This is a genomic window from Achromobacter sp. 413638, assembly GCF_043119405.1.
Taxonomy (GTDB): domain Bacteria; phylum Pseudomonadota; class Gammaproteobacteria; order Burkholderiales; family Burkholderiaceae_B; genus Achromobacter.
The window spans coordinates 1-24521 of the sequence record NZ_JBICCO010000069.1; the positions used below are offsets into that span (position 1 = coordinate 1).

Here is a 24521-nt window from a genome sequence, read left to right on the forward strand (position 1 = left end):
ACGGCTAGGCAGTACCACGATCGTTCTTCTTGACAGCGGTAAATTTCGTTTCCCACTTCGATTTAGAAGATGGAAACATTAACGCACAGAGGTGACGAAATGACTCCGACCGGTAACCGAATCGTGACTTTCGAGAAGCCCTTGGAAATGAAGGTCAACACCTTCAAATTTCCAGAGCTGATAACCCCTCAAGGGAAAAGCGCACCCCATGGCGCTATCCTCAAAATAGTTACCACAAATATCTGTGGCAGCGACCTTCACATTTATCGCGGTTCGTTTGCTGTTCCCAAGGGAATGACCATGGGCCATGAAATGACCGGCGAAGTGATCGAAGTGGGATCAGACGTCGAAGTCGTGAAGAAGGGCGACATCGTTTCCGTTCCCTTCAATGTGGGGTGTGGGCGTTGCTACAACTGCAAGCATATGCGCTCCGATGTATGCGAGAACACCAACCCCGAAATCGACTGCGGAGCCTACGGGTTCAACCTCGGTGGCTGGACGGGGGGGCAAGGTGATTATCTCTTCGTACCGTATGCGGATTTCAATCTCCTTCGCTTCCCTGACAAGGATGCCGCCATGGAAAAAATCCGCGACCTGACCCTTCTCTCTGACGTATTACCCACAGCTTTCCATGGGTTCGCTGGCCCAGACTGGCCAGCCGCGCCGGCCTACGTCGTCGGCGAAAACATCCTGATCTTCGGTGCCGGGCCGGTCGGCAGAGCGGGTGCCGCCTGCGCCAGACTTCTGGGTGCAGGCGCCATCATCGTTGCCGATTACATTCAAGAGCGGCTGGACCTTCTCAAGCCACACGGCGTGGAAACCATCAACCTTTCCGACGGCGTGCCGATCGAGGAGCATCTCGAACGCATTACCGGGCACAGGGAGGTGGATCGCGTCATCGACTATGTTGGTGTGGACTGCCGCGGGTTTGGCGCGGAGGCTGACAAGATCGTGGAGAGCGCTGTTACCAACGCAATGCTCAAATATGTCCGCTTCGGCGGAATGACCAGTACGGTCGGTGTGTACTGCGCAAACCCGATCTCGAAAGACCCGAAAGCCAAGAAAGGCCATATGGATCTGGAATGGTCCAACGCCTGGATCAAGTCGCCGCGAATGTCGGCTGGTCAATCTCCGACGGCCAACTACAACCACGCGTTAATGCGGGCGATACTGAACGATCGCATGCCTTACCTTTCGCCGATGATGAACACTAAGTTCATCAAGCTCGAAGACGCGCCCGCCGCGTACAAAGAGTTCGACGCGGGTTCTGCATACAAGTACGTCATCGACCCGCATGGTTCAGTGCGGCATTAAGCATCCGGCGCGGGCTAAGCATCAGGATGTCTCACACTTTCTGGTGAGAGGCATTCTGGTCCCGCCAGTCTCCGGGCAGCAACTGGAGCCGGCGAATATTTTCGCCGGCATTTGCCGTCTGCCCCAGGGTACTTGCCTTGGCTCGGACCAGGAGCAGAGCCTCAGCAATCCGCAGGTGATGATCAACCGCAAGCGTGTTCAAGCGCTTGGTTCGCAATCGGCCAAGGGTCAGACGGGGACGATGCACGGCATCCATTGACGTGCGTGGCTGGAGATAGCCTTCGTCTGATCCTTATCACCCCACGGACTTGATCAGGCTCGCCTAGTGTTGTGCCTGCCTCGGGCCATCGCACGGTCAACCCAGCCCTGGCTCATTCAGCCAGAAGTTTCCAATGATGTGGCCGAACTCGCCGCCGCCAGAATGGCAGTCACTTCTATAGGGAGATAGCACAGTGTTGGATAAGTCGGAACGGGAGGGTGGCCTATGGAGCTGCGCCATCTTCGCTGCTTCGTAGTTCTTGCTGAGGAGCTACATTTCACGCGGGCGGCTGAGCGCCTGCATATCGAACAACCACCGCTATCACGAGCCATCAAGGAACTTGAGGACGAGTTGGGCGTAGTGCTCTTCGACCGAAACCGACGAGGAACAGTTCTAACGGCGGCGGGCGCGGTCTTCTTGCAAGATGTTCGCCGTCTATTCACAGTGCTGGAACAGGCTCGTGAAAATGCCAAGGCTGTGGCATCGGGCTTGCGCGGTAGCCTGCGCATCGCTGTATCAGATGGGGCTATCGATCCACGGCTGTCGGCATTTCTGGCTCGTTGCCGCGCCGAGGAGCCGGAGATCGAAATACGCTTGTCAGAAGTGCCTCTGGCAGAGCAAGTGCGTGGCTTGCGTTCGGGCGACTTCATGATCGGGTTCGCGCACACGGGCGATGTCGGCGACGGTATCGCTGCCGAACCAATCTGGCACGACCCGCTGGTGATTGCGGTGCCAGCTCGTCACTCATTGCTCACCTACAAGGAGGTGCCACTTCAAGAACTTCAAGGCCATCCACTTGTCCTGTGCGACCCGCAGGTATGCGAGGGCTATTGCCGCGAACTCAAGCGGCTGCTCAACACGTTGGAGCACAAGCTGAATGTTGTCGAGGAAGTGTCCTCGCTGGACATGATGCTCACGTTGGTCGGCGCCGGCTACGGCATCGGCTTCATGACGGCGACCAAGATTCCCATCTCCCAACGGCCGGATGTGGTGATCCGCCCCTTGGCGATGGATTCTGCCGTGATCACCACCTACCTGCTTCGGCCGGACGGCGGCAATTTATCGGCTTCGGTGGAGCGATTTATCGTTCGCCTTCGCGACTCTTCGGACGGTTGACGGAGCCTGGCAGGCTAGACACTCAGGGATCAGTGTCGGCACGCAGATTGCGTTCGGTCGCCGTCATCAGGTCAGCCGCGCTTATTCCAAGTGCCGTAGAAATTTTCAGTATGAGCGGAAGCGTGGGCACGTGCTCACCACGCTCGATCTTACCCATGTGAGAACGCGAAATGCTTGCCCGAGATGCGAACTCGTCTTGCGCGACTCCTTGAGCGACGCGCGCAGCGCGCACGGCCTGTCCGAAGGCTAACGCCGACTCGGATTCATACGTCGATGTGCCAGAAGGACGGCCTGGCTGAATTGTTGATTTCTGCATTAGCAGAAGCGTCAAACAATCTGCCACAATTAACCACGTTAAAGATAACGACGTTAAACTTCACTCTTTCCTGAAACGCTGGTTTGCCTTTCTGGACAGATCGCTTATTGGGGGCCCTCATGCATGACGCCACCAGCCAGTTTTCCCATTTCAGGCTTGCTATCGCGCCCGGAGTGCCATCCTCTTGCCTCACAACGCTTCTTGCCCTACAGCGCGCGGAGGAACCAGAAGTCACCATCACGTTCTTTGAGACCTCAGCCGATGATCTGTTGACGGGCCTTGAGGAAGGCCGCTACGACGCTGGAATGACGCTTCGGAACGCTGGTGCTCCGGCTGTGAAAAGCCAACCGCTCTGGGTGGAGAACGTGGCTGTTGCAGTGCCGCTGGGGTCCCCCTTAGTTGCCCAGGCGAAGATCACGCTTGCCGAGCTTCTGGACTATCCGGTGTTTCGCTGGCCGGCGGAGGCTTGCCTACTGCTGGATCAGCGACTGTCCTTTCTTCCGTTGAGCCAGCAGAGCATTCAGCACGTGACTTCGTTCGAGATGATGGCGCTTTGGGTGACCGCTGGCTACGGAGTGGGGCTCTCCGCGCAATCGCGCATTGAGCGTGCCCATGCGTGGGGGATCACTATGCGACCGCTTTCAGACGGCCCCTACGAGATCGTGACATACCTGCAGCGACCCCACGGACGAGCCAATGTTGTTTCTGAGCGGTTCGAGCACAGGGCAATGCTGGTTGCCAGGGACAGGGCGGCTTGCTCGAATACCCCATAGCCCGCTCTCGCCGAGGCTGCGTGCGGGTAATTGCAGCGGCACGCGCCTGTTAGCGCGCCAGTGATAGCGCTTCCATCTCTGGCAATATGATGAATTAACATGGTCTTTGGAGGCACGAATGGTTGGAAGTGGTTGGGATCGAGTACCAATTGACTCGCAAAGCATCGATGCGCCGCTGTCGCGCGCGGCGGTGTTTCTCACGTTGACGGTCGCCGAGGGCCACGAGGCCCTTCAGGCGGTCGCCGGCGTCTTGGACGGGCTGGACGACCTGATCAAAACGGTGGGCTTCCGCGATCTCAACGGCCGGCTGTCGTGCATCACTGCACTGGGATCGGCGCTATGGGACCGTTTCCAGACCGGGAAGCGCCCGAAGGAACTACGGCCCTTCGTGCCCATCGAGGGTGCCAAGCACACCGCGCCTGCCACGCCCGGCGACCTGTTCTTTCACATCCGTGCCGAACGCGAGGACCTCTGTTTTGAATTCGAGCGCCTGCTGCTGGACCAACTGGGCAGCAGCGTGACGGTGGCCGACGAGGTGGTCGGTTTTCGCTACTTCGACTCCCGCGACCTGCTTGGCTTTGTCGATGGCACGGCCAACCCGACCGGGCACGACATCGGCGCCTCGACGCTGGTCGGCAGTGAAGATCAGGCGTTCGCCGGCGGCAGCTACTTGGTGGTGCAGAAGTATCTGCACCAAATGCAGCCGTGGGCTCGGCTCGCCAAGGACGAGCAAGAGCGGATCATCGGCCGGGAGATCGTCAGCAATGTCGAATTGCCCGACGCGACGAGCGGCCAGAAATCGCACAAGACCCTCGCCACGATCGTGGACGACGACGGCACCGAGCACGACATCCTGCGCGACAACATGCCCTTCGGCCGCCCCGGCCAGGGCGAATATGGCACCTACTTCATCGGCTACTCCAGGCATCTGTGGGTGACGCAGAAGATGCTGGAGCGCATGTTCCTCGGCGATCCGCCAGGCATGCACGACCGCCTGCTCGATTTCTCGACGGCGCACACCGGCGCCGTGTTCTTCGCTCCCGCACCGCGCACGCTGAGCGAACTCGTGGAGGCGGTGCAAGCGTAATGCAGGGGCCGCAAGGCCCCTGCAAGGTTTGAGAGCCCTATGCTCCGTCTAGAACTACTGCGCTATCCACCAGCCGACGAACGCTTTGCCGCACATCCTCGGGGATGGGGTACGGGGCAATGGCCTCGGGCATATCCGCATAGTGCTGGTAGTCGCCCATGATGACCTGGATGATCGCCGGTACGTTGGTCGGCGTGACCGCATCAATGGCCGCGCGGTCCCCCAGGTCAGGGTGCGGCTGGGTCAGCATGCGGTACAGATCCCACGAATCCGCGTGCGGGCACTGGTTCATGAGCACCTGGGCCAGCTTGTGCTTGAGCGGCACCAGTTGCCAATCGGGAACACGCTGCCCCCGATTGCCCAAACTGATGGACAGCAACTTGCCCGCTTTCAGTTCGCGGTTGATCTGGTCCTTGGACTTTCCGGCCAGCTTGCCGAACAGCGGGACCGGCAAGCTGCTTGGAGACTCGTAGATGGTCAGCATTTCCTCGCGCTCGCGCTGGATCGCGGACACTTCCGGCTCTGGGGCATGCGTCGGAGGCGGCGGTACCTGAGACAGCCGCTGGAACGTGATGCCGCCGCTGCTCGGGGTTACGACAATAGGCGTGGCCACGACGGGCGGGACGCCGGGAGGAGTGGGCTCGGCCATCGCGAGGGTCGCATCCACCGCTTCCTCCACTTCTGCCATCGCCGGCGCCCCGTCGATACGGATGGTCAGATGCGCGCTCGCGGCTTCCACTTCGCCCTGTTCGAGCAGGTCGAGCCGATCGGCCCAGTCCTGCATCATCCGACGGCGCGGCTCAACGTACTTGGCGTGGTTGTAGGACGAACTCACCTTGTTGGGGTCGGAATGGGAAAGCTGCGCGTCCACCCAAATCTTCGGGTAGCCAATCTCGTTGAGCGCCGTCGAGATAGTGCCGCGGATGCCGTGGCCGGTCAGGCGCCCCTCATAGCCCATGAGCTGCACGGCCTTGTTGAGGGTGTTCTCGCTGATGCGCTTCTTGAGTTCGCTGCGGTGTGACAGCAAGTACTTCTGCGCCGGCCGCATCACCCCCAGGAGATAGCGCACGATCTCGATGGCCTGCAGGGATAGCGGCACGATATAGGGGGGCACATCCTGCGGCCGCTTCCCTGCCTTGCGCATTTCATCCTGGAGCTGCTTGACGATCTGCGGTGGGATGATCCACAAGCCCCTGTCGAGGTCGAACTGTTCGGGTTCGGCCAATCGCAGTTCGCCGGTGCGCACCCCGGTCAGGAACAGCAGCCGGACGCCAAGCTGGGTCTGCCAGCCACGGGGGTTGTAGAGCCGGAGCTTCTGGAGGAACTCGGGCATCTCGGGCAGGTGCAGGTAGGGATTGTGGGCTACGGGGGGCTTGGGCTCTGCCACCACGTCCAGGTCGGCGGCCGGGTTGACTTCCAACCCCTCGGCAATGACCAGGGCATAGCGGAACAACTGGTTGAACCAGGTGCGGACCTTCTCGGCGGTGGTGAACGCCTTGCGTTTCTCGATCGCCGCCAAGACGCCCAGGAGTTGGGGGCGGCGAATGTCGTAGATCGACATTCTTCCCAGGGTGGGCAACACGTCCTTGTTGAAGATGCGCAGGATCTGCGACAGCGTGCTTTGACGGCCTTCCTTGAGTTCCTTGCGGCGATGCTCGACCCAGGCATCGAAGACGGTCTTGAAGGTGTATTCGCCCGCCAGCTTGGCCGCGTGCCGTTTCTGGTCGCGCTCGACCTGAGGATCGATCCCCCTGGCGAGCAGGGCCTGGGCCTTGTCTCGCTCGATCCGGGCCTCGCGCAGGCTGAGAGCAGGATAGCCGCCCAGGCACAGGCGCTTTTGCTTGCCCAGCCAGTAGTAGCGGAATTGCCATGACTTGCCGCCTGCGGCTGAGACCATCAGGCCCAGGCAGTCGTTGTCGGAGAGGGTGTAGCGTTTTCCGGTGGTCTTCGCCTGCCGGACGGTCAGATCAGAGAGCGCCATTTCGAGACTCCTAAGTAATGACTTAGGCCCTATGCTCGTCATGGTCCCCGCTCAGCCCCAGCAACTATCCGGTAGCCGACCCACCCGTATTCTTGTGCCTTATTTGGTCACTCAAAAACGGTAGCTGTGGGTGGATTTCCGTGGCACTCGCTGGAATGAAAAAAGGAGCCGAAGCTCCTTTTTTCAATGACCTACAGACCCCAGTAGAAGTCTGTGGATCAAAATTTGGAGCGGGAGACGAGTCTCGAACTCGCGACCTCAACCTTGGCAAGGTTGCGCTCTACCAACTGAGCTACTCCCGCGTTTTGGCTGGCGCCGCCGTCATGCGGACCGCGCCGTTGCCTGCGCCTGGCTTTCGGGTCAATCAACCGGAACCAAGGCGGGAGCGAATTCTACCCGAATTCCGGATTTGCGCAAAACCGGAATCCGCGAGCATTTTGAATCCGACTCAGGACGCGTTCTGCAAGCGCTGTCCGCGCCGCGCCAGGCGCCAGCCCGGACGGCCCATGTGGCCCAGCGTGCCGTCCTTGACGACCCAGTGATGCCACAGCGCGGCGCCGATGTGCGCGGCCAGCAGGGCGTAGAGCAGGAAGCCCAGCCATTCGTGGGCCTGGACCATGTAGCGGACCAGTTGCGGGTCGGCGTCCACCAGACGGGGAAAGTCCCAGCCCGTGCCGGGCATCGGAATGACCAGGCCCTTGGCGTTGACGATGACCCAGCCGGCCAGGCATTCGCCCAGCACGAAGACATACATGGCCAGGTGCACGATGTGGGCGCACCACTGCTGCAGGGTGGTCGCGCCGATGGGCTTGGCGCGGCCCGCGCGCAGCGCGCTGCGCATCAGCATCACGACCAGCAGCGCCATGCCGCTGCCGATGTGCACGATCATGATCGGCCGCATCCGCATGTCGGCATGCTCGACCAGCAGGTGGCGCAGTTCGCCGGCCAGCACCAGTGAGCACATCAGGGCCACGCTCAGCCAATGCAAGGCGATCTGGGCTCGGGAATAGCCGCCGTGGGCGGCATGAATGGACGGGTTCATGCTTCGTCGTTCCTGGGTTGCGCGCCTGTCGGCGTCGAAAAAAAGGCGCCATTGAAGCGGCGCGGCGTAGCGGACGCCACGCTTCTCAGTGTTTTCTAAAGACGCGAACGCGCGATTGCGCCATGCCGGCGGGCCGCGCAATTTAGATTCGTTTTGGAAACGTTGAGGGCGCGCATGCGCGGTGCCAAGATGCCGGCCTTTCCCAGAAGGCGGCACGCCGATCCGCCGCCCGCGCGCCGTGCCGCGCGAGGGATCCGCCGCGAGCGCGGCGCTCTTTGGATACCAAGCGCAATCATGAAGACTTTCAATCTGCGGCGTGGCCGCGCCGCGCAACAGGGCTTCACCTTGCTGGAACTGCTGGTGGTCTTGCTGATCATCGCCTTGCTGGCGGGCTACGTCGGGCCCAAGCTCTTTTCCCAGGTCGACCGCGCCAAGGTGCGCGCCACCCAGGCGCAGATGAAGACGCTGGGCGACGCGCTGGTGCAGTACCGGCTGGACGTGGGCAGCTATCCCTCGTCCGACCAGGGATTGCAGGCGCTGGTCAAGGCGCCTCAGGGCGTCTCGAATTGGTACGGCCCGTACCTGGCGAAGGACGTGCCCGCCGATGCGTGGGGGCGGCCCTATCAGCTGAACGTGCCGGGGCGCGGCGGCGAGGCCGAGATCGTTTCGCTGGGCGAGGAAGGTCGGGCGGGCGGCAATGGGGAACTGGTCTATGGCCTCTAGGGCGCGCGCCGCGCTGGCTGTCGCCTGCCTGTTGTCGGCTTCTGCCGCGAGCGCGGCGCCCGATTGCTGGCGCGCCGCCGGCCAGCGCCACGGCATCGATCCCTTGCTGCTCTATGCCATCGCCAGCGCGGAGTCGTCGCTCGATGCCCGGGCCATCAACCGCAACCGCGACGGCAGCCATGACATCGGCCTGATGCAGATCAACAGCATGCACCTGCCCGACCTCGCGCGCCAGGGCATCACGCGCCAGCGCCTGCTGGACGAGCCCTGCCTGTCGATCGACGTGGGCGCGTCCATCCTGTCCGGTTTCATCAGGCGGCATGGCCGCACCTGGCGCGCCGTCGGCGCGTACAACGCCGGCAGTGCGGCGAACCGAGAGGCCGCCAGGACGCGCTATGTCGAGCGGGTATGGCCGCTCTACCTGGAATTGGCGGGCGAGCGCGAACGGCGCCGCCGGGTTGGCGGCTGACATGGGCGGCGAATACAGGGTCCGGCTGTTGCGGCGGGACCAGGTCTGCGAGCGCGTATGCCGCGCCGGCAGCAAGGACGCCGCCGTCGCGCAGATCGGCCCGGATGAGGGCGTGGTCCTGGACGTGCAGCGGGTCAGGCCCGCGCGCATCGCGGGCGCCGCCGGCAAGCGCCGCCGTATCTCGCTGGGCCTGCTGCTGCAGGAGCTGTCGGCGCTGCTGGAGGCGGGGCTGGCCCTGATCGAAGCCCTCGAGGCTCTGAGCGACAAGGCCGGCGCCGGCAGCCGCCAGGTGCAGGCCGTGCTCGCGGACCTGCTCAAGGAGCTGTACCAGGGGCAACCCCTGTCGAAGGCCATGCAGGCGCAGCCGGACGTATTCCCGGAGTTGCTGGTGGCCACCGTGGCGTCGGCCGAGGGCAGCGGGCAGCTGCCACAGGCGCTGCGGCGTTATCAGCACTACGAGCTGCGGATCGAGAACATCCGCAAGAAGGTCGTGGGCGCCTTGCTGTATCCGGCCGCCGTGGTCGCGGTCGGCTTCGGCGTCCTGATGTTCATGCTGTTCTTCGTGATCCCGCGTTTCGCCGTGGTGTTCGAAAGCCTGCAGTCCTTGCCGGCCACGGCGCAGGCCCTGCTTTGGTGGGCGCGGCTGGTGCGGGAGCACGGCATGGCGCTGGGCGCGGGCATTGCCGGCGTGATCGTGGCGGCCGTGCTGGCGCTGCGCACGGCGCGCATCCGCGCCGCGCTGGCCGCGCAGCTTTGGCGGCTGCCCAAGCTGCGCGATGTGGCCTTTCTGTTCGTGTTGGCGCGCTTCTATCGGACGGTGGGGTTGCTGGTCGAAGGTGGCACGCCGGTGCTGCAGGCGCTGGAGCTGTCGCAGCGCCTGTTGCCGCAACGGCTGGCCGCGAGGCTGGAGCAGGCCCTGGCCGAGTTGCGCGCCGGCAGGGCCGTGGGCGAGACGCTGGCCGCGCACGGACTGACCACGCCGGTGGCGCGGCGCCTGCTGCGGGTGGGCGAGCACAGCGGCGACCTGGGCGGCATGTGTGAACGGATCGCGCTGTTTCATGACAGCACCCTGGACCATGCGGTCGAGGTTTTCGGAAAGGTCTTCGAGCCATTGCTGATGCTGGTGGTCGGCGCAATGGTGGGGACCATCGTGGTGCTGCTGTACATGCCGATCTTCGAATTGGCCAGCAGCATGGGATAGGCGCGCGCGGACAGGCGTTCGCGCCCTACGGCCAGGAGATGAACATGATGGAACCAATGCCCGCATCCGGGACGACGCAGGCGCTGGCGTGGATCGCGCGGCCCGGCCTGCTTGAGCAGGAACTCGCGCGCGCGCCGCAGCTGCTGCCGGTGGTCGCCATGGCGCTGGGCATGCAGCACATGGAGTCGGCCGACTGGGACAGGGCCGTCGCCAGGCACGACGTGCTGCCGCTGGCCGATGCCCTGAACTGCCGCGTGGCGATGGTGGAGCGGGACGGCGAGCTGCTGGCGGTCATGGGCGCGCCGCTGGACCGGCGCGCGCGCTTGTGGCTGCAGGCGCGCTTCGAAGGCCGGCCGGTGCTGTTCGCGCTGGCCCTGCCGGGCGCGGTCGATGCCTGGCTCAAGCAGGCCGAGGCCAGCGAGCGCGTGCTCGACGGGGTCGCCGTGGACGTGGCCGAGGACACGCTGGCCAAGGCGGTGGAGTCGATTTCCATCGCCTCGCTCGCCAAGGACGAAAGCCCGGTGATCCGGCTGGTGAACATGACGCTCTATGATGGCCTGCAGAGCCGCGCCAGCGATATCCACCTGGAGTCGGACGAGGAAGGGCTGCTGATCCGCTACCGCATCGACGGCGCGATGCTCACCATCCGCAAGGTGCCCGGCCAGCTCACCGCGAACCAGGTGATGTCGCGTCTGAAGGTGCTGTCCAGCCTGGACATCGCCGAGAAGCGCGTGCCGCAGGATGGACGCTTCAAGGTCGAGCTGCAGGGCCGCGAGGTGGATTTCCGCGTGTCCATCATGCCGGGCAGCCACGGCGAGAACGCGGTGCTGCGTCTGCTGGACCGCTCGCAGAAGGACGAACGCCTGAGCCTGGATGGCCTGGGCTTTCCGGCGCGGACCGCCGCGCGCATCCGCGCGCTGGCGCAGCTGCCCTATGGCCTGACGCTGATCACGGGCCCGACGGGCAGCGGCAAGTCGACGACGCTGTATGGCGCGCTGTCCGAGCTGAACACCGGCGACGAGAAGATCATCACCATCGAGGACCCGGTGGAATACGAAATGGCCGGCGTGCTGCAGATTCCCGTCAACGAAAAGAAGGGGCTGACCTTCGCTCGGGGGCTGCGCTCGATCCTGCGCCACGACCCGGACACGATCCTGGTGGGCGAGATCCGCGATGCGGAGACCGCCGCCATCGCCGTGCAGTCGGCGCTGACCGGGCATCGCGTGCTGTCCTCGGTGCACGCCAACGACGCCTTCAGCGTGATCGACCGTTTTCTTTACATGGACGTGGAGGCGGCCACGTTCCTGGAATCGCTCAACGGCGTGGTGTCGCAGCGGCTGGTGCGGCGCCTGTGCCCGCATTGCGGCGGCGGGTCTGTCGCGCCGGCGGCCGCATGCGCGGCCTGTCGCGGCACCGGCTTCCTGGGCCGCATCGCGCTGGCCGAGGTGTTGCGCCTGGACAGCCGCATGAAATCCGCGCTGCTGGAGCGGTCCCCGGAACGCAGGCAGGCGGCCCTGGCCGCCTGCGCCGACTATCAATCGATGCGCGACGCCGCCGGCGAGGCGGTCGCGCGCGGACTGACGACTTATCAGGAGGTGTGCCGTGCCGTCGCTATGGAATGAACGCGCCATGCTGATCGACGCCGAGAAGGTGGCGCTGCTGGCGCCGGCGGCGCCGTTGGCGCATGGCCGCAGCCGGCCGCATGGCGGCGATCCCGCCGGCGCGGCTGCCGAACTGTTGGCCGATTCGCGGCGCCGGCGCGGCGCGTGGCGCAACCGGCTGCGCGTGTGGATCGGCTATCCGTGGGCGCATGCGCAGGTGCTGCCCTGGCAAGTCACGCTGGGCGGCGGCGATCATCAATGGGAGGCCTATGCGCGGGCGCTGATGCGCGAGCGCGGCGTCGCCGGACCGCTGCGCCTGCGGTTGGAAGCGGGCCGCCATGGCCGAGCGCGGCTGGCGTTCGGCATCGATGCCGGCCTGCTCGACGCGCTGGAACGCATGGCCTCGGCAGGCGGCTGGCGGCTTTGGTCCTGCCACGATCTGCTGTCTTCCTGCCTGGCGCGGCATCGCGCCGCGCTGCGCGACAGCGGCGGCCTGGTGCTGGCCGAGACCGGTGCGCTGAGCTGCCTGTGGCGGTCCGCACAGGGCTGGGAAGATCTGATCACGCTGCGCCGCGACCCGGGGCAGTCGTTGGAGACCTTGTTGTCCGCGGCCGAACTGCTGTGCGGCCGCGCGGGCGGGAACGGCTATCGCTGGTCGTCCCTGTGCGCGCCGGATGCGCTGCCCTTGCCGGACGCCTCGCGCTGGCTGGGCGCGCCGCATCCCATGCTGGCGGTGGCGGCATGAAGGCCCGGACAAGAGGGATGGCGGACTTCGCGCGGCGCGCCGGGCTCAATGGCGCCTGCCTGGTCGCCGGCGTGCTGCTGCTGGTCGTGGTTGGCCTGACGGCCTGGCGCGAATGGAGCGTCCTGGCCCTGCGCCGCGAGGTCGCGTCCATGGAGGACAGCCTGGCGCAGCGCCGCCTCCAGCAGGAACGCGAGCAGCGCCGCAGGCTGGCGCAATCGCCCGAGGAGCGCGAGATCGAGGCCCTGCTGTCGCGCCAGCGGGCCGAGGACCGGCTGCGGCCGGCCATCCTGCGCGCGGTCGAGAAGGCCTGGTCGCCGCGCGTGGCCATGCTCGGGCTGAAGCTGGAGGCGGGCGGAAAAAGCGCACGCGTGGAAATGCTGGTCGCCAGCCTGAAAGAGGCCTTCGCCTTCGTTCAGCGCCTGAACGCGGCGCAGCCCGGCTTTTACGCCGTGGTCGAGCGCCATGGCCTGCGGCCGGGCGATCCGAATCGGGCCATCGTCGTATCGATTTTCGTGGAGGTCCGATGAACCTGCCGGCTGCGTTGGCCAAGCGCCGCGAGGCGTTGGGCAATGTCCCGTTGCTGGCGCGCTGCCGCTGGCATTGGCAGCGCTGGCGCGCGGCGCTGGGCCGGGGCGGCCTGCTCGCGCTGGCCACCGCCATCGTGCTGGCCGTTCATGGCGCTTTCGTGCTGCGGCCCGAGCAGGGCGAGCTGCGCCGCCAGCGCATCGCGCTGATCGCGCAATTGCAGGCCTGCCACACGCCCGCGTCGGCGCCGGCCGCTGCCATGGAGCAGGTGCGCGCGCAGTTGCGCATGGCGCTGGACCAGCGCAAGTTCGCCGTGATGGAGCAGCTGGGCGGCGCCGGGCTGCTGCTGATCGACATTCGCTATCGCGGCGAGGACGCGGTGCGCGGCAGCCTGCGGCGCACCTCGATGGATGTATCGGCGGTGGGCTCGTACAAGGACCTGACCGCGGCGCTGGAACTGCTGGCCGCGCAGCCGCTGCTGCGCATGGAGACGCTGGCGCTGGACCGCCAGCGTCCGGAGAACCGGCTGATCGAGGTGAAGATGAAGCTGAGCATGCTGGGAGCGCCGCGATGAGCCGGGCGCGCATGGGCATGGCGGCCGCGTTGCTGGCGGCCTGCGGTGTCGCGGGCATTGCGCGGGCGGGCAACGTCGATATCTTTCCGTCGCAAAGCTGGGACTCGCTGTCGCGCGCGACGCGGGAAGCGCAGGACGGACAAGGACAGGACGCGGATGCGGACGCGGCGTCCGCCGCCGCGCAGCGGTCCTGGTCCGCCCAGGCGGCGGACGCCGTCGCCGCGCCGCTGTTTGCCCGCGTGGGCGAGTGGCGCGAAGCGGGGCAGCGGATCGTGGTGTTGCGGTCTGAGGATCGCCTGTATTTGCTGTGCCGGCGCTGCGCCGCGCCATCCGCGCTGCGGCCCGGCGGCGCGGCCCGGGACGGGTATCGCCTGAAGTCCCTGGAACCCGACCGCGCGGTCCTGCTGGCGCCGGACGGCCAGGAGGTAAGCGTGGACCTGCCGGTCGTTTCCGAATTTCCTCAAGGAACAGGATCATCATGATTTCCAGATCGGCCGCCACGGCGGCGCTATTCGGTCTCGTCCTGAGCGGCTGCTCGGCGTCGGGAATGTTCAAGCAGGGCGCCGGCGACGCACCGGCGTCCGACGCCGCCGGACGCTACGCGCAGGCGCTGGCCCGCCAGGAGCAGTCGCCCGACGATATCGAGAACGACAAGAACCTGGCGCGCGATGGCGCGCAGGCCGCGCTGGACCTGCTGCGGCGCGTGCGCGGCAAGATGGCCGCGGGCGACGAAGCCGGCGCGCAGGCGGAACTGTCCGCCTTGCTGGCCGTCCAGCCCGGCAATATGCGCGCCCGCCAGCTGCAGGCGCAGCTGGAGCGCCGCCTGCTGCTCAAGCGGGACCTGGCCGAGGCCGGCAAGCGGCAGGCCGACCATCCGACCGAGGCGCTGGACGTCGTCAACCGCATCCTGCAGGAGCAGCCGGACTACGAGCCGGCCAGGGCGCTGCGCGCCACCCTGATGCGGGCCCAGGCGCAGCGCGCCTCGGCGCGGCCGAGGCTGGCCGACGCCTTGCGCAAGCCCGTCTCGCTGAATTTCAAGTCGCAGCCGGTGGTGCAGATCCTGGAGGCCATCTCGAAGATCGCCGGGGTGGATTTCGTGCTGGATCCGGAGGTGGCCGCGTCGGCGCCGGCCACCATCATCGCCGACCAGACCACCGCCGAGGACGCCATCAATCTGCTGCTGCGCACCAGCAAGCTCGAGAAGAAGGTGCTGAGCGAGCGCAGCCTGCTCATCTATCCGGCCAGCGCGGAGAAGTCCAAGGAATACCGCGAGCTGATGGTGCGCGTGTTCTACCTGAGCAATGCCCAGGCCGCCAAGGTGGTGCCCGCGCTGCGGCAGGTGGGCACGATCAAGAACGTACACCTGGACGAACGCGCCAACGCGCTGATCGTGCGCGATACACCCGAGGTCATCGCGGTGGCCGAGCGCATCGTCGCCGCCCTGGACCTGGCGCAATCGGAAGTGACCATGGACGTGCGCGTGCTGGAGGTGAACACCAATGACGAGCTGGAAGTCGGCGTGGATTATCCCAGCGACCTGCGCCTGTCTATCCTGCCGCAAGGCGAGAGCGGCAAGGTGACCGTGGGCGACATCCTCGGCCTGAACAGCGAAATGCTGGGCGTTTCCAGCCGCAACGAGCTGTCCATGGCCCTGAACCTGTTGCAGAAGCGCGGCAAGACCCGCGTGCTTGCCAATCCCAAGATCCGCGTGCGCAACATGGAAAAGGCCAGCATCAAGATTGGCGAGAAGGTGCCGGTGGTGACCACCACCAACGCCAATGGCGTGGTGACCGAGTCGGTGAACTATCAGGACGTCGGCCTGAGCCTGCAGGTCGAGCCGCAGGTCACGCTGGGTAACGACGTGTCCGTCAAGGTCAGCATGGAAGTCAGCAACCTGAAGGGCGAGGTGAAGACGGCCGGCGGCGGCGTGGTCTATCCCATGAGCACCCGCAACGCCGAGACCGTCATGACCGCGAGGGACGGCGAAACGCAGGTGCTGGCCGGGCTGGTCAATCAGAAGCAATCCGGCAACACCAGCGGCCTGCCGGGGCTGAGCACGCTGGAATGGCTGGGCAGTCTGTTCGGCAGCACCAAGGACAGCGAGGAGTCGACCGAGATCGTGCTGCTGCTGACGCCGCACGTGGAGCGTTCGCTAGAGCTGCCGGCGGCGTCCAACAGCTATTTCCCGTCCGGCACCGAAGCCAGCGTGACCGTGCTGCCCTTGACGACCGCGCCGGCCCGGCCCGGGCTGGACGCGCCGCTGGCGCCGCCGTATTGAGGATGTCCATGCGCAGGCAACAAGGCTTCACCCTGATCGAAATGCTGGCCGCGCTCACGCTGCTGGCGCTGTTGCTGAGCGTGGCGCTGCCCTACGCCGATCTGGTCCGCCGCCGCAATCAGGAAGAGGACCTGCGGCACAGCCTGCGCATCGTGCGCGATGCGATCGACGCCTATCACGCGGCCAGCCTGGAGGGGAAGATCGACAAGTCCCTGGATCGCAGCGGCTATCCGCCGGATCTGGACAGCCTGACGCGAGGCGTGACGGACAAGACCGATCCGAACGGGGGCAAGCTGTACTTCCTGCGGCGCCTGCCGGCGGATCCGATGTGCGAGTCCTGCGAGGGCACGGACGCGGCCGACACCTGGGAGACCCGCAGCTACGACAGTTCGGCCGAGTCATTCTCGTCCGGCCGCGACGTGTTCGACCTGCGCTCCCGCAGCGAAAGAAAAGGAACCAATGGCATCCCGTACAACGAATGGTAGGCGCGCCTGCGCCGGTTTCACGCTGATCGAGTTGCTGGCCGTGATGGCCATCGTCGGCGTGCTGACGGCGCTGGTGGCGCCTTCTTTCTTCAAGAGCAACGACCGCGCGCGAGAGACGGTGCTGCGACACAATCTGCGCGCGATCCGGCTGGCCATCGACGACTACCGCGCCGATCATGGCGTCAATCCGGAAGGGCTGGAAAAGCTGGTGTCCGGCAAGTACCTGCGCGAGTTGCCGCTGGACCCGCTGACGGGCAAGCGCGATTCCTGGAAGACGCAGGCCGCCGAAGAAGGCGGCGTGGCGGACGTGACGAGCGGCGCGCCGGGCAAGGGCCTGGACGGAAGCAGCTATGAGGCGTGGTAGCGCGCCGGCGCGCGCGCAGTCCGGCCTGGCGTACCTGGGCGTGCTGATGCTGGCGGCCGCCATCGCCGCGGGCCTGGCCGCCACGGCGCGACCCTGGAGCATGCAGCAGCAGCGCGCGCGCGAGGCCGAGCTGCTGTTCATCGGCCAGCAGTTCCAGCGAGCCATCGCATCCTACTACCGGGCCGGCCCGTCGCCGGCGTTTCCAAGATCCCTCGACGCCTTGCTCAAGGACAGCCGCGTGCCGTTCATGTTGCGGCATCTGCGCCGCCTGTACCGGGATCCGCTCACGGGCAGCGCCGATTGGGGCGTGGTGAAGGGGCCCGACGGAGGCGTCATCGGCGTCTACAGCCAGGCGCCGGGCAAGCCGCTCAAGCAGGACGGATTCCCCGCCAGCTTGGGGGATTTCGCGGGCAAGAGCCGCTACGCGGACTGGATCTTCCTGTACGACGAGCGGCGTTGAGAGGCCGGTTTCTGCCACGGAAAGTGAATTTGGTTAGCAAAAACTACCACACCTTTTCTTTGAGAATTTTCTGATTGGGTGGGCAAATTTGTTATGGAATGATGCGTCCCTGACACATAACTGACCGGAGGCATGCGCATGTTCAAAGTACCTGCGACGACCCGGGGAGGCGCAGCATGATCGTCGCCGTTCTCGAGGACTGTCCGGCCCAGCGGGATTGGGTCACCAAGCTGCTGCACGATCGCGGCCATCAGGTGGTGGCGCGCGGCGATGGCGACAGCTTCATCGCGCTGTTGCGCAGCCAGGTCGTGGACGCGGCCTTGCTGGACTGGGAAGTGCCCGGCGCGTCCGGCCTGTCCGTGCTGTCCTGGGCGCGGTCCAATCTGAACCGCTCCATGCCCATCCTGATGCTGACGCAGCGCGACGACGAGGACGACGTCGTCACCGCGCTGAACGCGGGCGCGGACGATTACCTGCACAAGCCGCTGCGCGAGCGCGAGCTGCTGGCGCGCGTGGCCGCGCAGACCAGGCGTTCCCGCCATGCCGATGCGCCGGGGCAGGAGCTGCAGGTCGGCCCCTATGCGTTCGACCTGCAATCGCGCAGGCTGACCGTGCAAGGGCGGCCCGTCAGCCTGCCCGCGCGCGAGTTCGAGCTGGCGGCATTGCTGTTCCGCAACCCAGGCCGGATCCTGACCAAGGACGCGCTGTGCCAGCACATCTGGGGCACCGTGGACCGGAAGTACGACGCCAGCCTGGCCACGTACATCAGCAACCTGCGCTCGGCGCTGGGCCTGCGCTCGCGCAACGGCTATGTGGTCTCCACGGTCTACAACTACGGATACCGCCTGGAGCGCGTGGCCTGATTTTTCTGGGATGGTGGGATATGGAGCTGTCGAATTTTCCGGGTTCGCGAGCCAACGATACGGCGCTTGCGCCTTGCCGTAACGCCTGGCTGTGCTGTCACCTGAGCATCGTCGCCCTGGCGCTGGTTCTGCCGGGAGGCCGCGTGGGTTCGCCGCCCCGGCCTTTCAGCGCGGCGGATGTGCTGGTCATCGCCTGCGTTGCCTTGTTCATCGTGGCCCTGGGCCTGTGCCATCAGCGTGGACGAGCCGCGCTGCGCCTGGCGGTCTTCTGGACCGCCGTGGTGCTGACGCTGATCATCGCGCGGCGCGTGACGCCGGCGGGGTCGCCGGTGATGGCGGTGTTGTTCATGCTGGGCTGCGTGGTCCACTGGCGCGTCGGCGCTTCACGGATCCAGGCGTTGGTGTCGCGCGAGGCTGTGCCCCAGGCGGCCGCGACGCCATCCGAACCGCCGAAGCTCGTGCCCGCCGCGCCCGACCGCGACGCCGTCGCGCAGATGGTGCACGACCTGCGCAGTCCCCTGTCGGCCGTTCTGGCGCTGGTCGACAAGCAGGGCGCGGACAAGGCCGAGGCGGTGCATCATGACTTTCTGCGTTCGGTGCGGGACCAGGTGCAATACGGCTTGTCGGTCGCGCAGCACTTCATGCAGAGGTCGCGCGCGGAACGGCTGGACCGGTCGCGTTTCCTGCCGGTGTCGCTGCAAGACCTGGCGCACAGCGCGGCGGACCAGGTGCTGCCCCTGGCCGACAAGAAGGGCGTGTCGATCGACGTGCGGGACGGCGATGAAACGCTGTGGGTCGCCGGCGACTATTGCATGCTGTTGCGCGCCGTCGTCAATCTGCTGGAGAACGCCGTCAAGTATTCGGCTTCCGGCACGCGGGTCACGCTGGGCGCGCAGCGGCTGGGCAATGCCGCGCGTCTGTACGTGGCGGACCAGGGCGTGGGCATCGCGGCCGAGGCCTTGCCCCGGCTGTGCCAGGCGTTCTATCGGGCCGCCGGAGCGCGCAGGCACTGCCAGGACGGCGTGGGCATGGGCCTGGCCATCGTGGCCGCCGTGGCCAAGGGGCATGGCGCGGAAGTGATGGTGAAATCGCGGCCGAGCCAGGGCAGCACGTTCATCCTGACCATGCCGCTGTTGCCGCGCGGCGGCGCGCTTGAAAACGAGGATCCTCCAGAACCCGGCGAAGCCGCGCAAGGCGCGGCGGTCCGGTTGGAGTAAGGCGCCTTGACGGCGCCTTTTTTATCGAAAGGGCAATGCCGGCCTCGGCGCGGCTGGAGCGGCGGGCGAGGCGCGGGACGAGGTGCGCGCAGCGCAGGTTCAGGCCAGCTGGCGCTCCGATATTCAGGCTCTCTTGAGAATGGTTTTTCGAATGAAGGGCGGTCCACATAATGCGCCCGCTTTCGCGATTCGCGGCTTCATCCGGATTCGCGTTGGCGCTCACCTTCATTCTCACATTCAAAGGACTCAACAGAGATGCGTGCTTCCCTGCGCAACGCGGTCAAGATGGCGCTGCCCGTCGCGGCCCTGACCCAGGCCGTGCTGATGGCCATGGCTCCGACCTCCGCCAACGCCCACGGTTCCCTGATCGACCCGCCCAGCCGCGAATACGCGTGCAACAAGTTCGATACCCCCTGGAGCAATCCCAAGCACAGCGGCTGCGGCAAGATCGCCTCGCAGTCGTCCAGCTGGATGTCCAATGCGGTGGGCGGCGTGCTGGACAATCATCAGGACTACATTCCCGACGGCCTGCTGTGCGCTGGCGGCAAGGAAGACTGGAAGGAAATCGACGGCAACTATGATTGGCCCACCACGGTCCTGACGCCGGGCGCGGACGGCAAGCTGACGTTCAAGTACCAGCAGACCGCTCCGCACATCACCAAGTACTTCCGCACCTACATCAGCAAGGACAGCTACGATCCCAAGGCCGGCCTGCGCTGGTCCGATCTGGAACTGATCGGCGATTCGGGCTGGCTGGACCGTCCCGGCGACGACAAGATTACCAAGCTGGACGTGAAGATCCCGGCCCAGTACACCGGCAAGCGCGTCATCTACACGGTCTGGCAGCGTGATCCGGGGGATGCCAAGGAAGGCTTCTACTCGTGCTCGAACGTGGACGTGATGCCCGTCGACATGCAGTGGAAGGCCAGCGGCACGCTGGAGGGCGGCCAGGTCGAGACCGGCTCGACCATGACCCTGCGCGTATTCGACAAGGTGCGCGGCGGCGATCTGGAAAGCCACTCGATCATCGTGTCCAAGGGTCAGGAAAAGCCCGAGCAGTGGCAGTATGTGCTGTCCCAGAAGACCAACAATGCGTCCGGCATCGTCCGCCTGGGCAAGCTCGGCGCCGACGGCAAGGTCGTGCCGCAGCCGGTTGCCAACGGCAACGAAGTCTACGGCCTGAACAAGGTCTACAGCTTCGCCGTCGACCAGCGCGGTCCGGAGCCCGTCGATCCCCCCACCGGCATCGTGCCGCCGACGGCCAAGCTGACCGGCCCGGCCACCGCCGAGGGCGGCGCCACCGTGCTGCTGTCGGGCAAGAACTCGAACAACGGCGGCGGCAAGCTGACGTATCTGTGGAAGCTGCCGGCCGGTATCACCGCCCCGGTGAACCAGGCTGACCTGAGCTTCGTCGCGCCCAAGCTGTCGCAGGACAAGGCTTACACGTTCGGTCTGACCGTGACCAATGAAAAGGGCTCGTCCTCGGCCGAGCACACCGTCACGGTCAAGAAGCAGGACCAGGGCGGCGGCGGCACCGGCGGCGGCAAGTACCCGGCCTACAAGGAAGGCACGGCCTACAAGGCCGGCGAACGCGTCAGCAACGCTGGCCAGGACTTCGAGTGCAAGCCGTGGCCCTACACCAACTGGTGCGGCCAGTCGGCGCAGTACTATGCGCCGGGCACGGGCCTGAACTGGTCGGAAGCCTGGACCGCCGTGAAGTAAGGCGGTAGCGGATCCGGCTTCCCGTCGGCCCGTCCCATGGGACGGGCAGGGGAGTCCGGAGTCTGTGGAGCGGGGCCCGGCATTGCGCCGGGCCCTGCCTTTTTCAGGGCAGGCAGCTTGCGCCGGCGCATGAGGCTGGCGGTCGCTTCAAGGGCGCTCAATCCGCGCGCCGCGCGCCCGCCATGATGGCCAGCAGCGCCGCCAGCAGCGCGCAGCCCGACACCTGCAGGATGCCGGCCAGGGTCCAGCCCATTCCGCCTTTCAGGTGGCCGAGCAGGTAGCCCGCGAAAGCGGCGGGGATGTAGAGGCTGGCCACGAACAGGCCGGACGCCTGCGCGGCCTTGGCGCTGCTGACCGACTTGATGATGCCCGCCGACAGATTGGCGTAGACCATGCCGCTGATGGCCGCGCCAAAGACAAAGGACAGCGTCGCGTGCAGCGCCAGGGAACGGCCAAGTTCGGTGAACAGCAGGCCGCCGGCCACGGCCGAGATCAGCAGCGAGAAGAACAGCAGCTTGCGGTAGTCGTAGCGGTCGCCCAGCCAGCCGCCCAGCAGCGACAGCAGGGCGCCCAGGCCGTAGAAGCTGACCGCGCCCGCCGCCTGCTTGGGCGTGAAGCCCAGCGCGTCGCGCAGATAGGTCGGGTACAGGCCCAGATAACCGTAGATGGACAGGCCGGCGAAGGCGGTGGCGACGGCCAGCATGAGCGGCGTCGGGGCCCACAGGCTGTCCAGCGTGGGATCGGCCGGCGCGCCGGCGCGGTTCGCGGCCGGATCGGGTTGCGGACGCGCTTCGCTGAACCAGGGCTTGACCAGCGGCACGATCAGTACGAAGGCGACGATGCCGGACAGGCCGAACACGATGAAGGGCATTTTCCAGTGCGTGGCGCCGAGGATGGCGGCGCCCAGGTTGGGGCCGATGATGGCGCCGATGCCGAAGGTGAAGTTCAACGAGCTGGCGGCGACCGCGCGGTGCTGGAAGAAGTAGCCCGTGCCGATGGCCAGCAGGGCGGTCAGCTGCATGGCTTCGCCCAGGCCCGAGACGAAACGGTAGAGCAGCAGGTCGGGCAGGCCGCGCGAGTAGGCGGTCAGGTAGGTCGCGGCCGAGAAGATCACCAGGCCGACCAGCGTGACCGACTTGCGCGACATCTTGCCCAGCAGGTAGCCGGTCGGAATGCCCGCCACGCCCATGCCCAGCGTGAAGACCGTGGACGCCAGCCCCACCTGCGGCAGGCTCAGATCCAGCGCATTGCGGACATCGGCCGCCAGCACCGAGAACAGTTGCCGGTCTATGGCGTTGATGACATACGAGAACAACAGCACGGCGAACATCCCGAGTGCGGCATGGCGCTTTTGCATTTGGGGAACTCCTGTGTGGGCGTTGATGGGGATGACGTGGCCGCGCTCAGGCGTCGGCCAGGCTGCGGCAGGCAAACTCGGCGCGTAGCGAGGCGCCCTGATAGCCCGCCGCCAGCAGCAGGCGCAACAGCAGCCGGGCCTTGAGTCCGCCCAGGCTGCCGCCGTGGATGGCGCCGCGCGCCAGCAGGTCGCTCTCGGATCCGGGGAAGCCGTAAGTGATGCGCAGCACCGGACCTGCCGCCACGCGCGTGCTCAGCACGACCGGCATTCGCGCCGCCAGTTCGCCGATGTCCGGCGCCAGCCACGCCGGCACGTGGCCCGCGCCCATGGCTTCGATGACCGCGCCCTGGTAGCCCAGTTGCGGCAGCGCGCGCAGCATGCGCCCGTCGTCGTCCAGCCCGATGCGCAGCAAGGCGACCGGGGTTTCGTCCAGTCGCGCCGCCGCGACGCGCACGGCCGGCAGCGGCGCCTGCCAGCCGAACAGGCGGAACTGGCCTTCCTGGATCGTGCCCAGCGGTCCCGCGCCGGGCGAGCGGAAGGCCGACGGCAGGGTGGTGTGGGTCTTCTGCACGTGCCGCGCGGCATGGGCCTCGTCGCCCAGGACCACCAGCGTGCCGAGTCCGGCCGCGTCCGGCGAGGCGGCCACGGTCACGGCCGCGAGCAGGTTGGACGGACCGTCCGCGCCCGGCGCCTGGGCGCCGCGCATGGCGCCCGTCACGACCACGGGCAGCGTGCTCCGCGCCAGCAGTTCCAGGGCGAAAGCGGTTTCCTCGATGGTGTCCGTGCCCTGCACCACGACGGCGCCCTGGCAGCCGCGGTCGAAGCCGTCCGCGATCGCGTCGGACAGGCAGGCAAGATCGCGCAGCGTCAGCGTGGCGCCCGGTTTGTTCGAGTAGGCGACGGTTTCCAGCGCGGCGATCCGCTCCAGCGCCGGGACGGCGCGGACCAGCTCGTCGGCCTGCAGGGCGGGCTTGATGGCGCCACCGGCGTCCGAGGCCATCGCGATGGTGCCGCCGGTGCCGAGCAGCAGGATGCGGGGCGGGGTCAGGCCGGGCACGCCGTTCATGGCCGGTTTCCTTGCGATTGCGCGCGGTAGATGTCGAGGATCTCTTCGCCCGTGCACATCAGCACGTCGGGATGCGACAGGATGTGGTCGTAGAGTTCCGCCAGGTAGCGGATCCGGTGCGGCGCGCCGGTGAGATAGGGGTGGATGGAGATGGCCATCACGCGGGGAATGTCGGCCCCCTCGCGGTACAGCTGGTCGAACTGGTCGCGGCCGCGCCGCAGCAGTTCATCGGAACCGTGCAATTGCACGGCCGATATCACCACGTCGTTGAGCTCCACGGTATAGGGCACCGACACGATATCGCCCGAGCGCGTCCTGATGGGCACGGGCTGGTCGTCCAGCACCCAGTCGGCCACATACTCGATGCCCGCCTCGGCCAGCAGGTCGATGGTGTCGTCGGTTTCCGTCAGGCCGGGGCTTTCCCAGCCGCGCGGCGCGCGGCCGGTGAAGGCCTTGATGGCGGCGATGGTGTCGCGGATCGCCGTGGCCTGGTCGGCCACGCGATGCATGGGCTGCTGCACATGCCCGTGGCCCATGAATTCCCAGCCGGCGTCGAGCGCGGCCTGGCAGGCCGGGGCGTATAGCTGGCAAGCCGTGCCGTTCACTGCGAGCGTGGCCTTGAGCCGGCGCGCGTTCAACACATCCAGGAAACGCCAGAAGCCGACGCGCATGCCGTATTCGTGCCAGCACCAGTTGGGGATGTCGGGCAGCAGCGGCTGACCCATGGGCGGCGGCAGCACCGCGCGGGGCATCGCCAGCCCGGGCTGCCAGTTTTCCACGTTGACGATGGTCCATACGGCGACGCGGGCATTGCCCGGCAGCGTAAAGGGCGCGCGGTGGGTGATCGGTTCGTAGGGCACGCGGTCGCGCGCGGACCAGGGGGGAGGGGACGGCTGCATCGGCTTCGCTCCAGCAAGGAATCATTGCGGTGGGCCAACTATTCCAAATAGTGGAAAAGATGTTGGAATGGTTTGACCCGGATA

The 24521-nt window shown here is 66.3% G+C and carries 25 protein-coding genes and 1 tRNA gene; 19 read left to right on the forward strand and 7 right to left on the reverse strand.

The window, feature by feature from the left end; translation table 11 throughout:
• Positions 1–147 precede the first annotated feature (147 nt).
• Positions 148–1314, forward strand: coding sequence for a glutathione-independent formaldehyde dehydrogenase (locus tag ACEU5R_RS23340; RefSeq protein ID WP_020924942.1), 1167 nt, complete (start codon positions 148–150; stop codon positions 1312–1314).
• A 484-nt stretch (positions 1315–1798) separates the two neighbouring features.
• Positions 1799–2689, forward strand: a complete 891-nt coding sequence (locus ACEU5R_RS23345; RefSeq protein ID WP_023103878.1) for a LysR family transcriptional regulator — start codon at positions 1799–1801, stop codon at positions 2687–2689.
• A gap of 22 nt (positions 2690–2711) precedes the next feature.
• Here ACEU5R_RS23345 and ACEU5R_RS23350 read toward each other — a convergent pair whose 3' ends face one another.
• Positions 2712–3005, reverse strand: a complete 294-nt coding sequence (locus ACEU5R_RS23350; protein WP_009459591.1) for a helix-turn-helix domain-containing protein — start codon at positions 3003–3005, stop codon at positions 2712–2714.
• 119 nt (positions 3006–3124) lie between these two features.
• Between ACEU5R_RS23350 and ACEU5R_RS23355 the strand changes: the two genes are divergently transcribed.
• Together ACEU5R_RS23355 and ACEU5R_RS23360 are read left to right on the forward strand one after the other, a co-directional pair.
• Positions 3125–3778, forward strand: a complete 654-nt coding sequence (locus tag ACEU5R_RS23355; RefSeq protein ID WP_023106332.1) for a substrate-binding domain-containing protein — start codon at positions 3125–3127, stop codon at positions 3776–3778.
• A gap of 118 nt (positions 3779–3896) precedes the next feature.
• Positions 3897–4865: a Dyp-type peroxidase gene (locus tag ACEU5R_RS23360; protein ID WP_020924940.1), complete on the forward strand. Its 969-nt coding sequence runs from the start codon at positions 3897–3899 to the stop codon at positions 4863–4865.
• A gap of 37 nt (positions 4866–4902) precedes the next feature.
• On the opposite strand, the gene ACEU5R_RS23365 is transcribed toward ACEU5R_RS23360, so the two are convergent.
• From ACEU5R_RS23365 to ACEU5R_RS23375, 3 genes are all read right to left on the reverse strand, one after another.
• Positions 4903–6846, reverse strand: coding sequence for an integrase arm-type DNA-binding domain-containing protein (locus ACEU5R_RS23365; RefSeq protein ID WP_023103875.1), 1944 nt, complete (start codon positions 6844–6846; stop codon positions 4903–4905).
• A 226-nt stretch (positions 6847–7072) separates the two neighbouring features.
• Positions 7073–7148: transfer RNA gene (locus ACEU5R_RS23370), tRNA-Gly, on the reverse strand.
• Between the two features lie 146 nt (positions 7149–7294).
• The gene (locus tag ACEU5R_RS23375) at positions 7295–7888 is read right to left on the reverse strand and encodes a cytochrome b (RefSeq protein ID WP_392411988.1); all 594 of its coding nucleotides are present in this window, start codon (positions 7886–7888) and stop codon (positions 7295–7297) included.
• Between the two features lie 294 nt (positions 7889–8182).
• Between ACEU5R_RS23375 and gspG the strand changes: the two genes are divergently transcribed.
• The 15 genes from gspG to ACEU5R_RS23450 all read left to right on the forward strand — a co-directional run bounded on the left by gspG (position 8183) and on the right by ACEU5R_RS23450 (position 21115).
• Positions 8183–8611 carry a type II secretion system major pseudopilin GspG gene (gene gspG, locus ACEU5R_RS23380; protein ID WP_392411989.1) on the forward strand — a complete coding sequence of 143 codons (429 nt, stop codon included), beginning with the start codon at positions 8183–8185 and terminating at the stop codon, positions 8609–8611.
• Complete coding sequence (locus ACEU5R_RS23385) at positions 8601–9080, forward strand: lytic transglycosylase domain-containing protein (protein ID WP_103272821.1); 480 nt, start codon at positions 8601–8603, stop codon at positions 9078–9080. Before gspG ends, ACEU5R_RS23385 begins: the two co-directional genes overlap by 11 nt.
• A gap of 1 nt (position 9081) precedes the next feature.
• Positions 9082–10281, forward strand: coding sequence for a type II secretion system F family protein (locus ACEU5R_RS23390; protein ID WP_392411991.1), 1200 nt, complete (start codon positions 9082–9084; stop codon positions 10279–10281).
• Between the two features lie 56 nt (positions 10282–10337).
• Positions 10338–11903, forward strand: a complete 1566-nt coding sequence (locus ACEU5R_RS23395) for a GspE/PulE family protein (RefSeq protein WP_392412022.1) — start codon at positions 10338–10340, stop codon at positions 11901–11903.
• Positions 11884–12627 (forward strand): hypothetical protein, encoded by a 744-nt coding sequence (locus ACEU5R_RS23400; RefSeq protein WP_392411993.1) that lies wholly within the window; start codon positions 11884–11886, stop codon positions 12625–12627. Before ACEU5R_RS23395 ends, ACEU5R_RS23400 begins: the two co-directional genes overlap by 20 nt.
• Before the next feature lie 17 nt (positions 12628–12644).
• A complete protein-coding gene (locus ACEU5R_RS23405) occupies positions 12645–13154 on the forward strand; it encodes a hypothetical protein (RefSeq protein ID WP_392411995.1) in 510 nt (169 codons plus the stop codon).
• Entirely contained in the window at positions 13151–13726 is a 576-nt protein-coding gene (locus ACEU5R_RS23410; RefSeq protein WP_392411997.1) for a hypothetical protein, read from the forward strand. Before ACEU5R_RS23405 ends, ACEU5R_RS23410 begins: the two co-directional genes overlap by 4 nt.
• Positions 13723–14208, forward strand: coding sequence for a hypothetical protein (locus ACEU5R_RS23415; RefSeq protein ID WP_392411998.1), 486 nt, complete (start codon positions 13723–13725; stop codon positions 14206–14208). Before ACEU5R_RS23410 ends, ACEU5R_RS23415 begins: the two co-directional genes overlap by 4 nt.
• Entirely contained in the window at positions 14205–16004 is a 1800-nt protein-coding gene (locus ACEU5R_RS23420) for a secretin N-terminal domain-containing protein (RefSeq protein WP_392412000.1), read from the forward strand. Before ACEU5R_RS23415 ends, ACEU5R_RS23420 begins: the two co-directional genes overlap by 4 nt.
• Positions 16005–16012: 8 nt before the next feature.
• Complete coding sequence (locus ACEU5R_RS23425; RefSeq protein WP_103276334.1) at positions 16013–16489, forward strand: type II secretion system protein; 477 nt, start codon at positions 16013–16015, stop codon at positions 16487–16489.
• Positions 16464–16853, forward strand: a complete 390-nt coding sequence (locus ACEU5R_RS23430; protein ID WP_392412002.1) for a type II secretion system protein — start codon at positions 16464–16466, stop codon at positions 16851–16853. Before ACEU5R_RS23425 ends, ACEU5R_RS23430 begins: the two co-directional genes overlap by 26 nt.
• The gene (locus ACEU5R_RS23435) at positions 16840–17313 is read left to right on the forward strand and encodes a type II secretory pathway, pseudopilin PulG (RefSeq protein WP_103272830.1); all 474 of its coding nucleotides are present in this window, start codon (positions 16840–16842) and stop codon (positions 17311–17313) included. Before ACEU5R_RS23430 ends, ACEU5R_RS23435 begins: the two co-directional genes overlap by 14 nt.
• A gap of 176 nt (positions 17314–17489) precedes the next feature.
• Complete coding sequence (locus ACEU5R_RS23440; protein ID WP_392412004.1) at positions 17490–18176, forward strand: response regulator transcription factor; 687 nt, start codon at positions 17490–17492, stop codon at positions 18174–18176.
• Between the two features lie 20 nt (positions 18177–18196).
• Entirely contained in the window at positions 18197–19393 is a 1197-nt protein-coding gene (locus tag ACEU5R_RS23445; RefSeq protein ID WP_392412006.1) for a sensor histidine kinase, read from the forward strand.
• A 255-nt stretch (positions 19394–19648) separates the two neighbouring features.
• Positions 19649–21115, forward strand: a complete 1467-nt coding sequence (locus tag ACEU5R_RS23450) for a lytic polysaccharide monooxygenase (RefSeq protein ID WP_103272833.1) — start codon at positions 19649–19651, stop codon at positions 21113–21115.
• 157 nt (positions 21116–21272) lie between these two features.
• Here ACEU5R_RS23450 and ACEU5R_RS23455 read toward each other — a convergent pair whose 3' ends face one another.
• From ACEU5R_RS23455 to ACEU5R_RS23465, 3 genes are read right to left on the reverse strand one after another with little or no spacing between them, the layout of a single operon-like run.
• The gene (locus ACEU5R_RS23455; protein ID WP_392412008.1) at positions 21273–22472 is read right to left on the reverse strand and encodes an MFS transporter; all 1200 of its coding nucleotides are present in this window, start codon (positions 22470–22472) and stop codon (positions 21273–21275) included.
• A 46-nt stretch (positions 22473–22518) separates the two neighbouring features.
• The gene (locus tag ACEU5R_RS23460; RefSeq protein WP_392412009.1) at positions 22519–23538 is read right to left on the reverse strand and encodes an asparaginase; all 1020 of its coding nucleotides are present in this window, start codon (positions 23536–23538) and stop codon (positions 22519–22521) included.
• A complete protein-coding gene (locus ACEU5R_RS23465; protein WP_103272835.1) occupies positions 23535–24437 on the reverse strand; it encodes a polysaccharide deacetylase family protein in 903 nt (300 codons plus the stop codon). Before ACEU5R_RS23465 ends, ACEU5R_RS23460 begins: the two co-directional genes overlap by 4 nt.
• Between the last annotated feature and the right edge of the window lie 84 nt (positions 24438–24521).

Bases quoted from the DNA above. Each gene is read 5' to 3' on its own strand.
- ACEU5R_RS23340 (WP_020924942.1), top strand. From the start codon at position 148: ATGAAGGTCAACACCTTCAAATTTCCAGAGCTGATAACCCCTCAAGGG.
- ACEU5R_RS23345 (WP_023103878.1), top strand. From the start codon at position 1,799: ATGGAGCTGCGCCATCTTCGCTGCTTCGTAGTTCTTGCTGAGGAGCTA.
- ACEU5R_RS23350 (WP_009459591.1), bottom strand. From the start codon at position 3,005: ATGCAGAAATCAACAATTCAGCCAGGCCGTCCTTCTGGCACATCGACG.
- ACEU5R_RS23355 (WP_023106332.1), top strand. From the start codon at position 3,125: ATGCATGACGCCACCAGCCAGTTTTCCCATTTCAGGCTTGCTATCGCG.
- ACEU5R_RS23360 (WP_020924940.1), top strand. From the start codon at position 3,897: ATGGTTGGAAGTGGTTGGGATCGAGTACCAATTGACTCGCAAAGCATC.
- ACEU5R_RS23365 (WP_023103875.1), bottom strand. From the start codon at position 6,846: ATGGCGCTCTCTGATCTGACCGTCCGGCAGGCGAAGACCACCGGAAAA.
- ACEU5R_RS23375 (WP_392411988.1), bottom strand. From the start codon at position 7,888: ATGAACCCGTCCATTCATGCCGCCCACGGCGGCTATTCCCGAGCCCAG.
- gspG (WP_392411989.1), top strand. From the start codon at position 8,183: ATGAAGACTTTCAATCTGCGGCGTGGCCGCGCCGCGCAACAGGGCTTC.
- ACEU5R_RS23385 (WP_103272821.1), top strand. From the start codon at position 8,601: ATGGCCTCTAGGGCGCGCGCCGCGCTGGCTGTCGCCTGCCTGTTGTCG.
- ACEU5R_RS23390 (WP_392411991.1), top strand. From the start codon at position 9,082: ATGGGCGGCGAATACAGGGTCCGGCTGTTGCGGCGGGACCAGGTCTGC.
- ACEU5R_RS23395 (WP_392412022.1), top strand. From the start codon at position 10,338: ATGCCCGCATCCGGGACGACGCAGGCGCTGGCGTGGATCGCGCGGCCC.
- ACEU5R_RS23405 (WP_392411995.1), top strand. From the start codon at position 12,645: ATGGCGGACTTCGCGCGGCGCGCCGGGCTCAATGGCGCCTGCCTGGTC.
- ACEU5R_RS23410 (WP_392411997.1), top strand. From the start codon at position 13,151: ATGAACCTGCCGGCTGCGTTGGCCAAGCGCCGCGAGGCGTTGGGCAAT.
- ACEU5R_RS23415 (WP_392411998.1), top strand. From the start codon at position 13,723: ATGAGCCGGGCGCGCATGGGCATGGCGGCCGCGTTGCTGGCGGCCTGC.
- ACEU5R_RS23420 (WP_392412000.1), top strand. From the start codon at position 14,205: ATGATTTCCAGATCGGCCGCCACGGCGGCGCTATTCGGTCTCGTCCTG.
- ACEU5R_RS23425 (WP_103276334.1), top strand. From the start codon at position 16,013: ATGCGCAGGCAACAAGGCTTCACCCTGATCGAAATGCTGGCCGCGCTC.
- ACEU5R_RS23430 (WP_392412002.1), top strand. From the start codon at position 16,464: ATGGCATCCCGTACAACGAATGGTAGGCGCGCCTGCGCCGGTTTCACG.
- ACEU5R_RS23435 (WP_103272830.1), top strand. From the start codon at position 16,840: ATGAGGCGTGGTAGCGCGCCGGCGCGCGCGCAGTCCGGCCTGGCGTAC.
- ACEU5R_RS23440 (WP_392412004.1), top strand. From the start codon at position 17,490: ATGATCGTCGCCGTTCTCGAGGACTGTCCGGCCCAGCGGGATTGGGTC.
- ACEU5R_RS23445 (WP_392412006.1), top strand. From the start codon at position 18,197: ATGGAGCTGTCGAATTTTCCGGGTTCGCGAGCCAACGATACGGCGCTT.
- ACEU5R_RS23450 (WP_103272833.1), top strand. From the start codon at position 19,649: ATGCGTGCTTCCCTGCGCAACGCGGTCAAGATGGCGCTGCCCGTCGCG.
- ACEU5R_RS23455 (WP_392412008.1), bottom strand. From the start codon at position 22,472: ATGCAAAAGCGCCATGCCGCACTCGGGATGTTCGCCGTGCTGTTGTTC.
- ACEU5R_RS23460 (WP_392412009.1), bottom strand. From the start codon at position 23,538: ATGAACGGCGTGCCCGGCCTGACCCCGCCCCGCATCCTGCTGCTCGGC.
- ACEU5R_RS23465 (WP_103272835.1), bottom strand. From the start codon at position 24,437: ATGCAGCCGTCCCCTCCCCCCTGGTCCGCGCGCGACCGCGTGCCCTAC.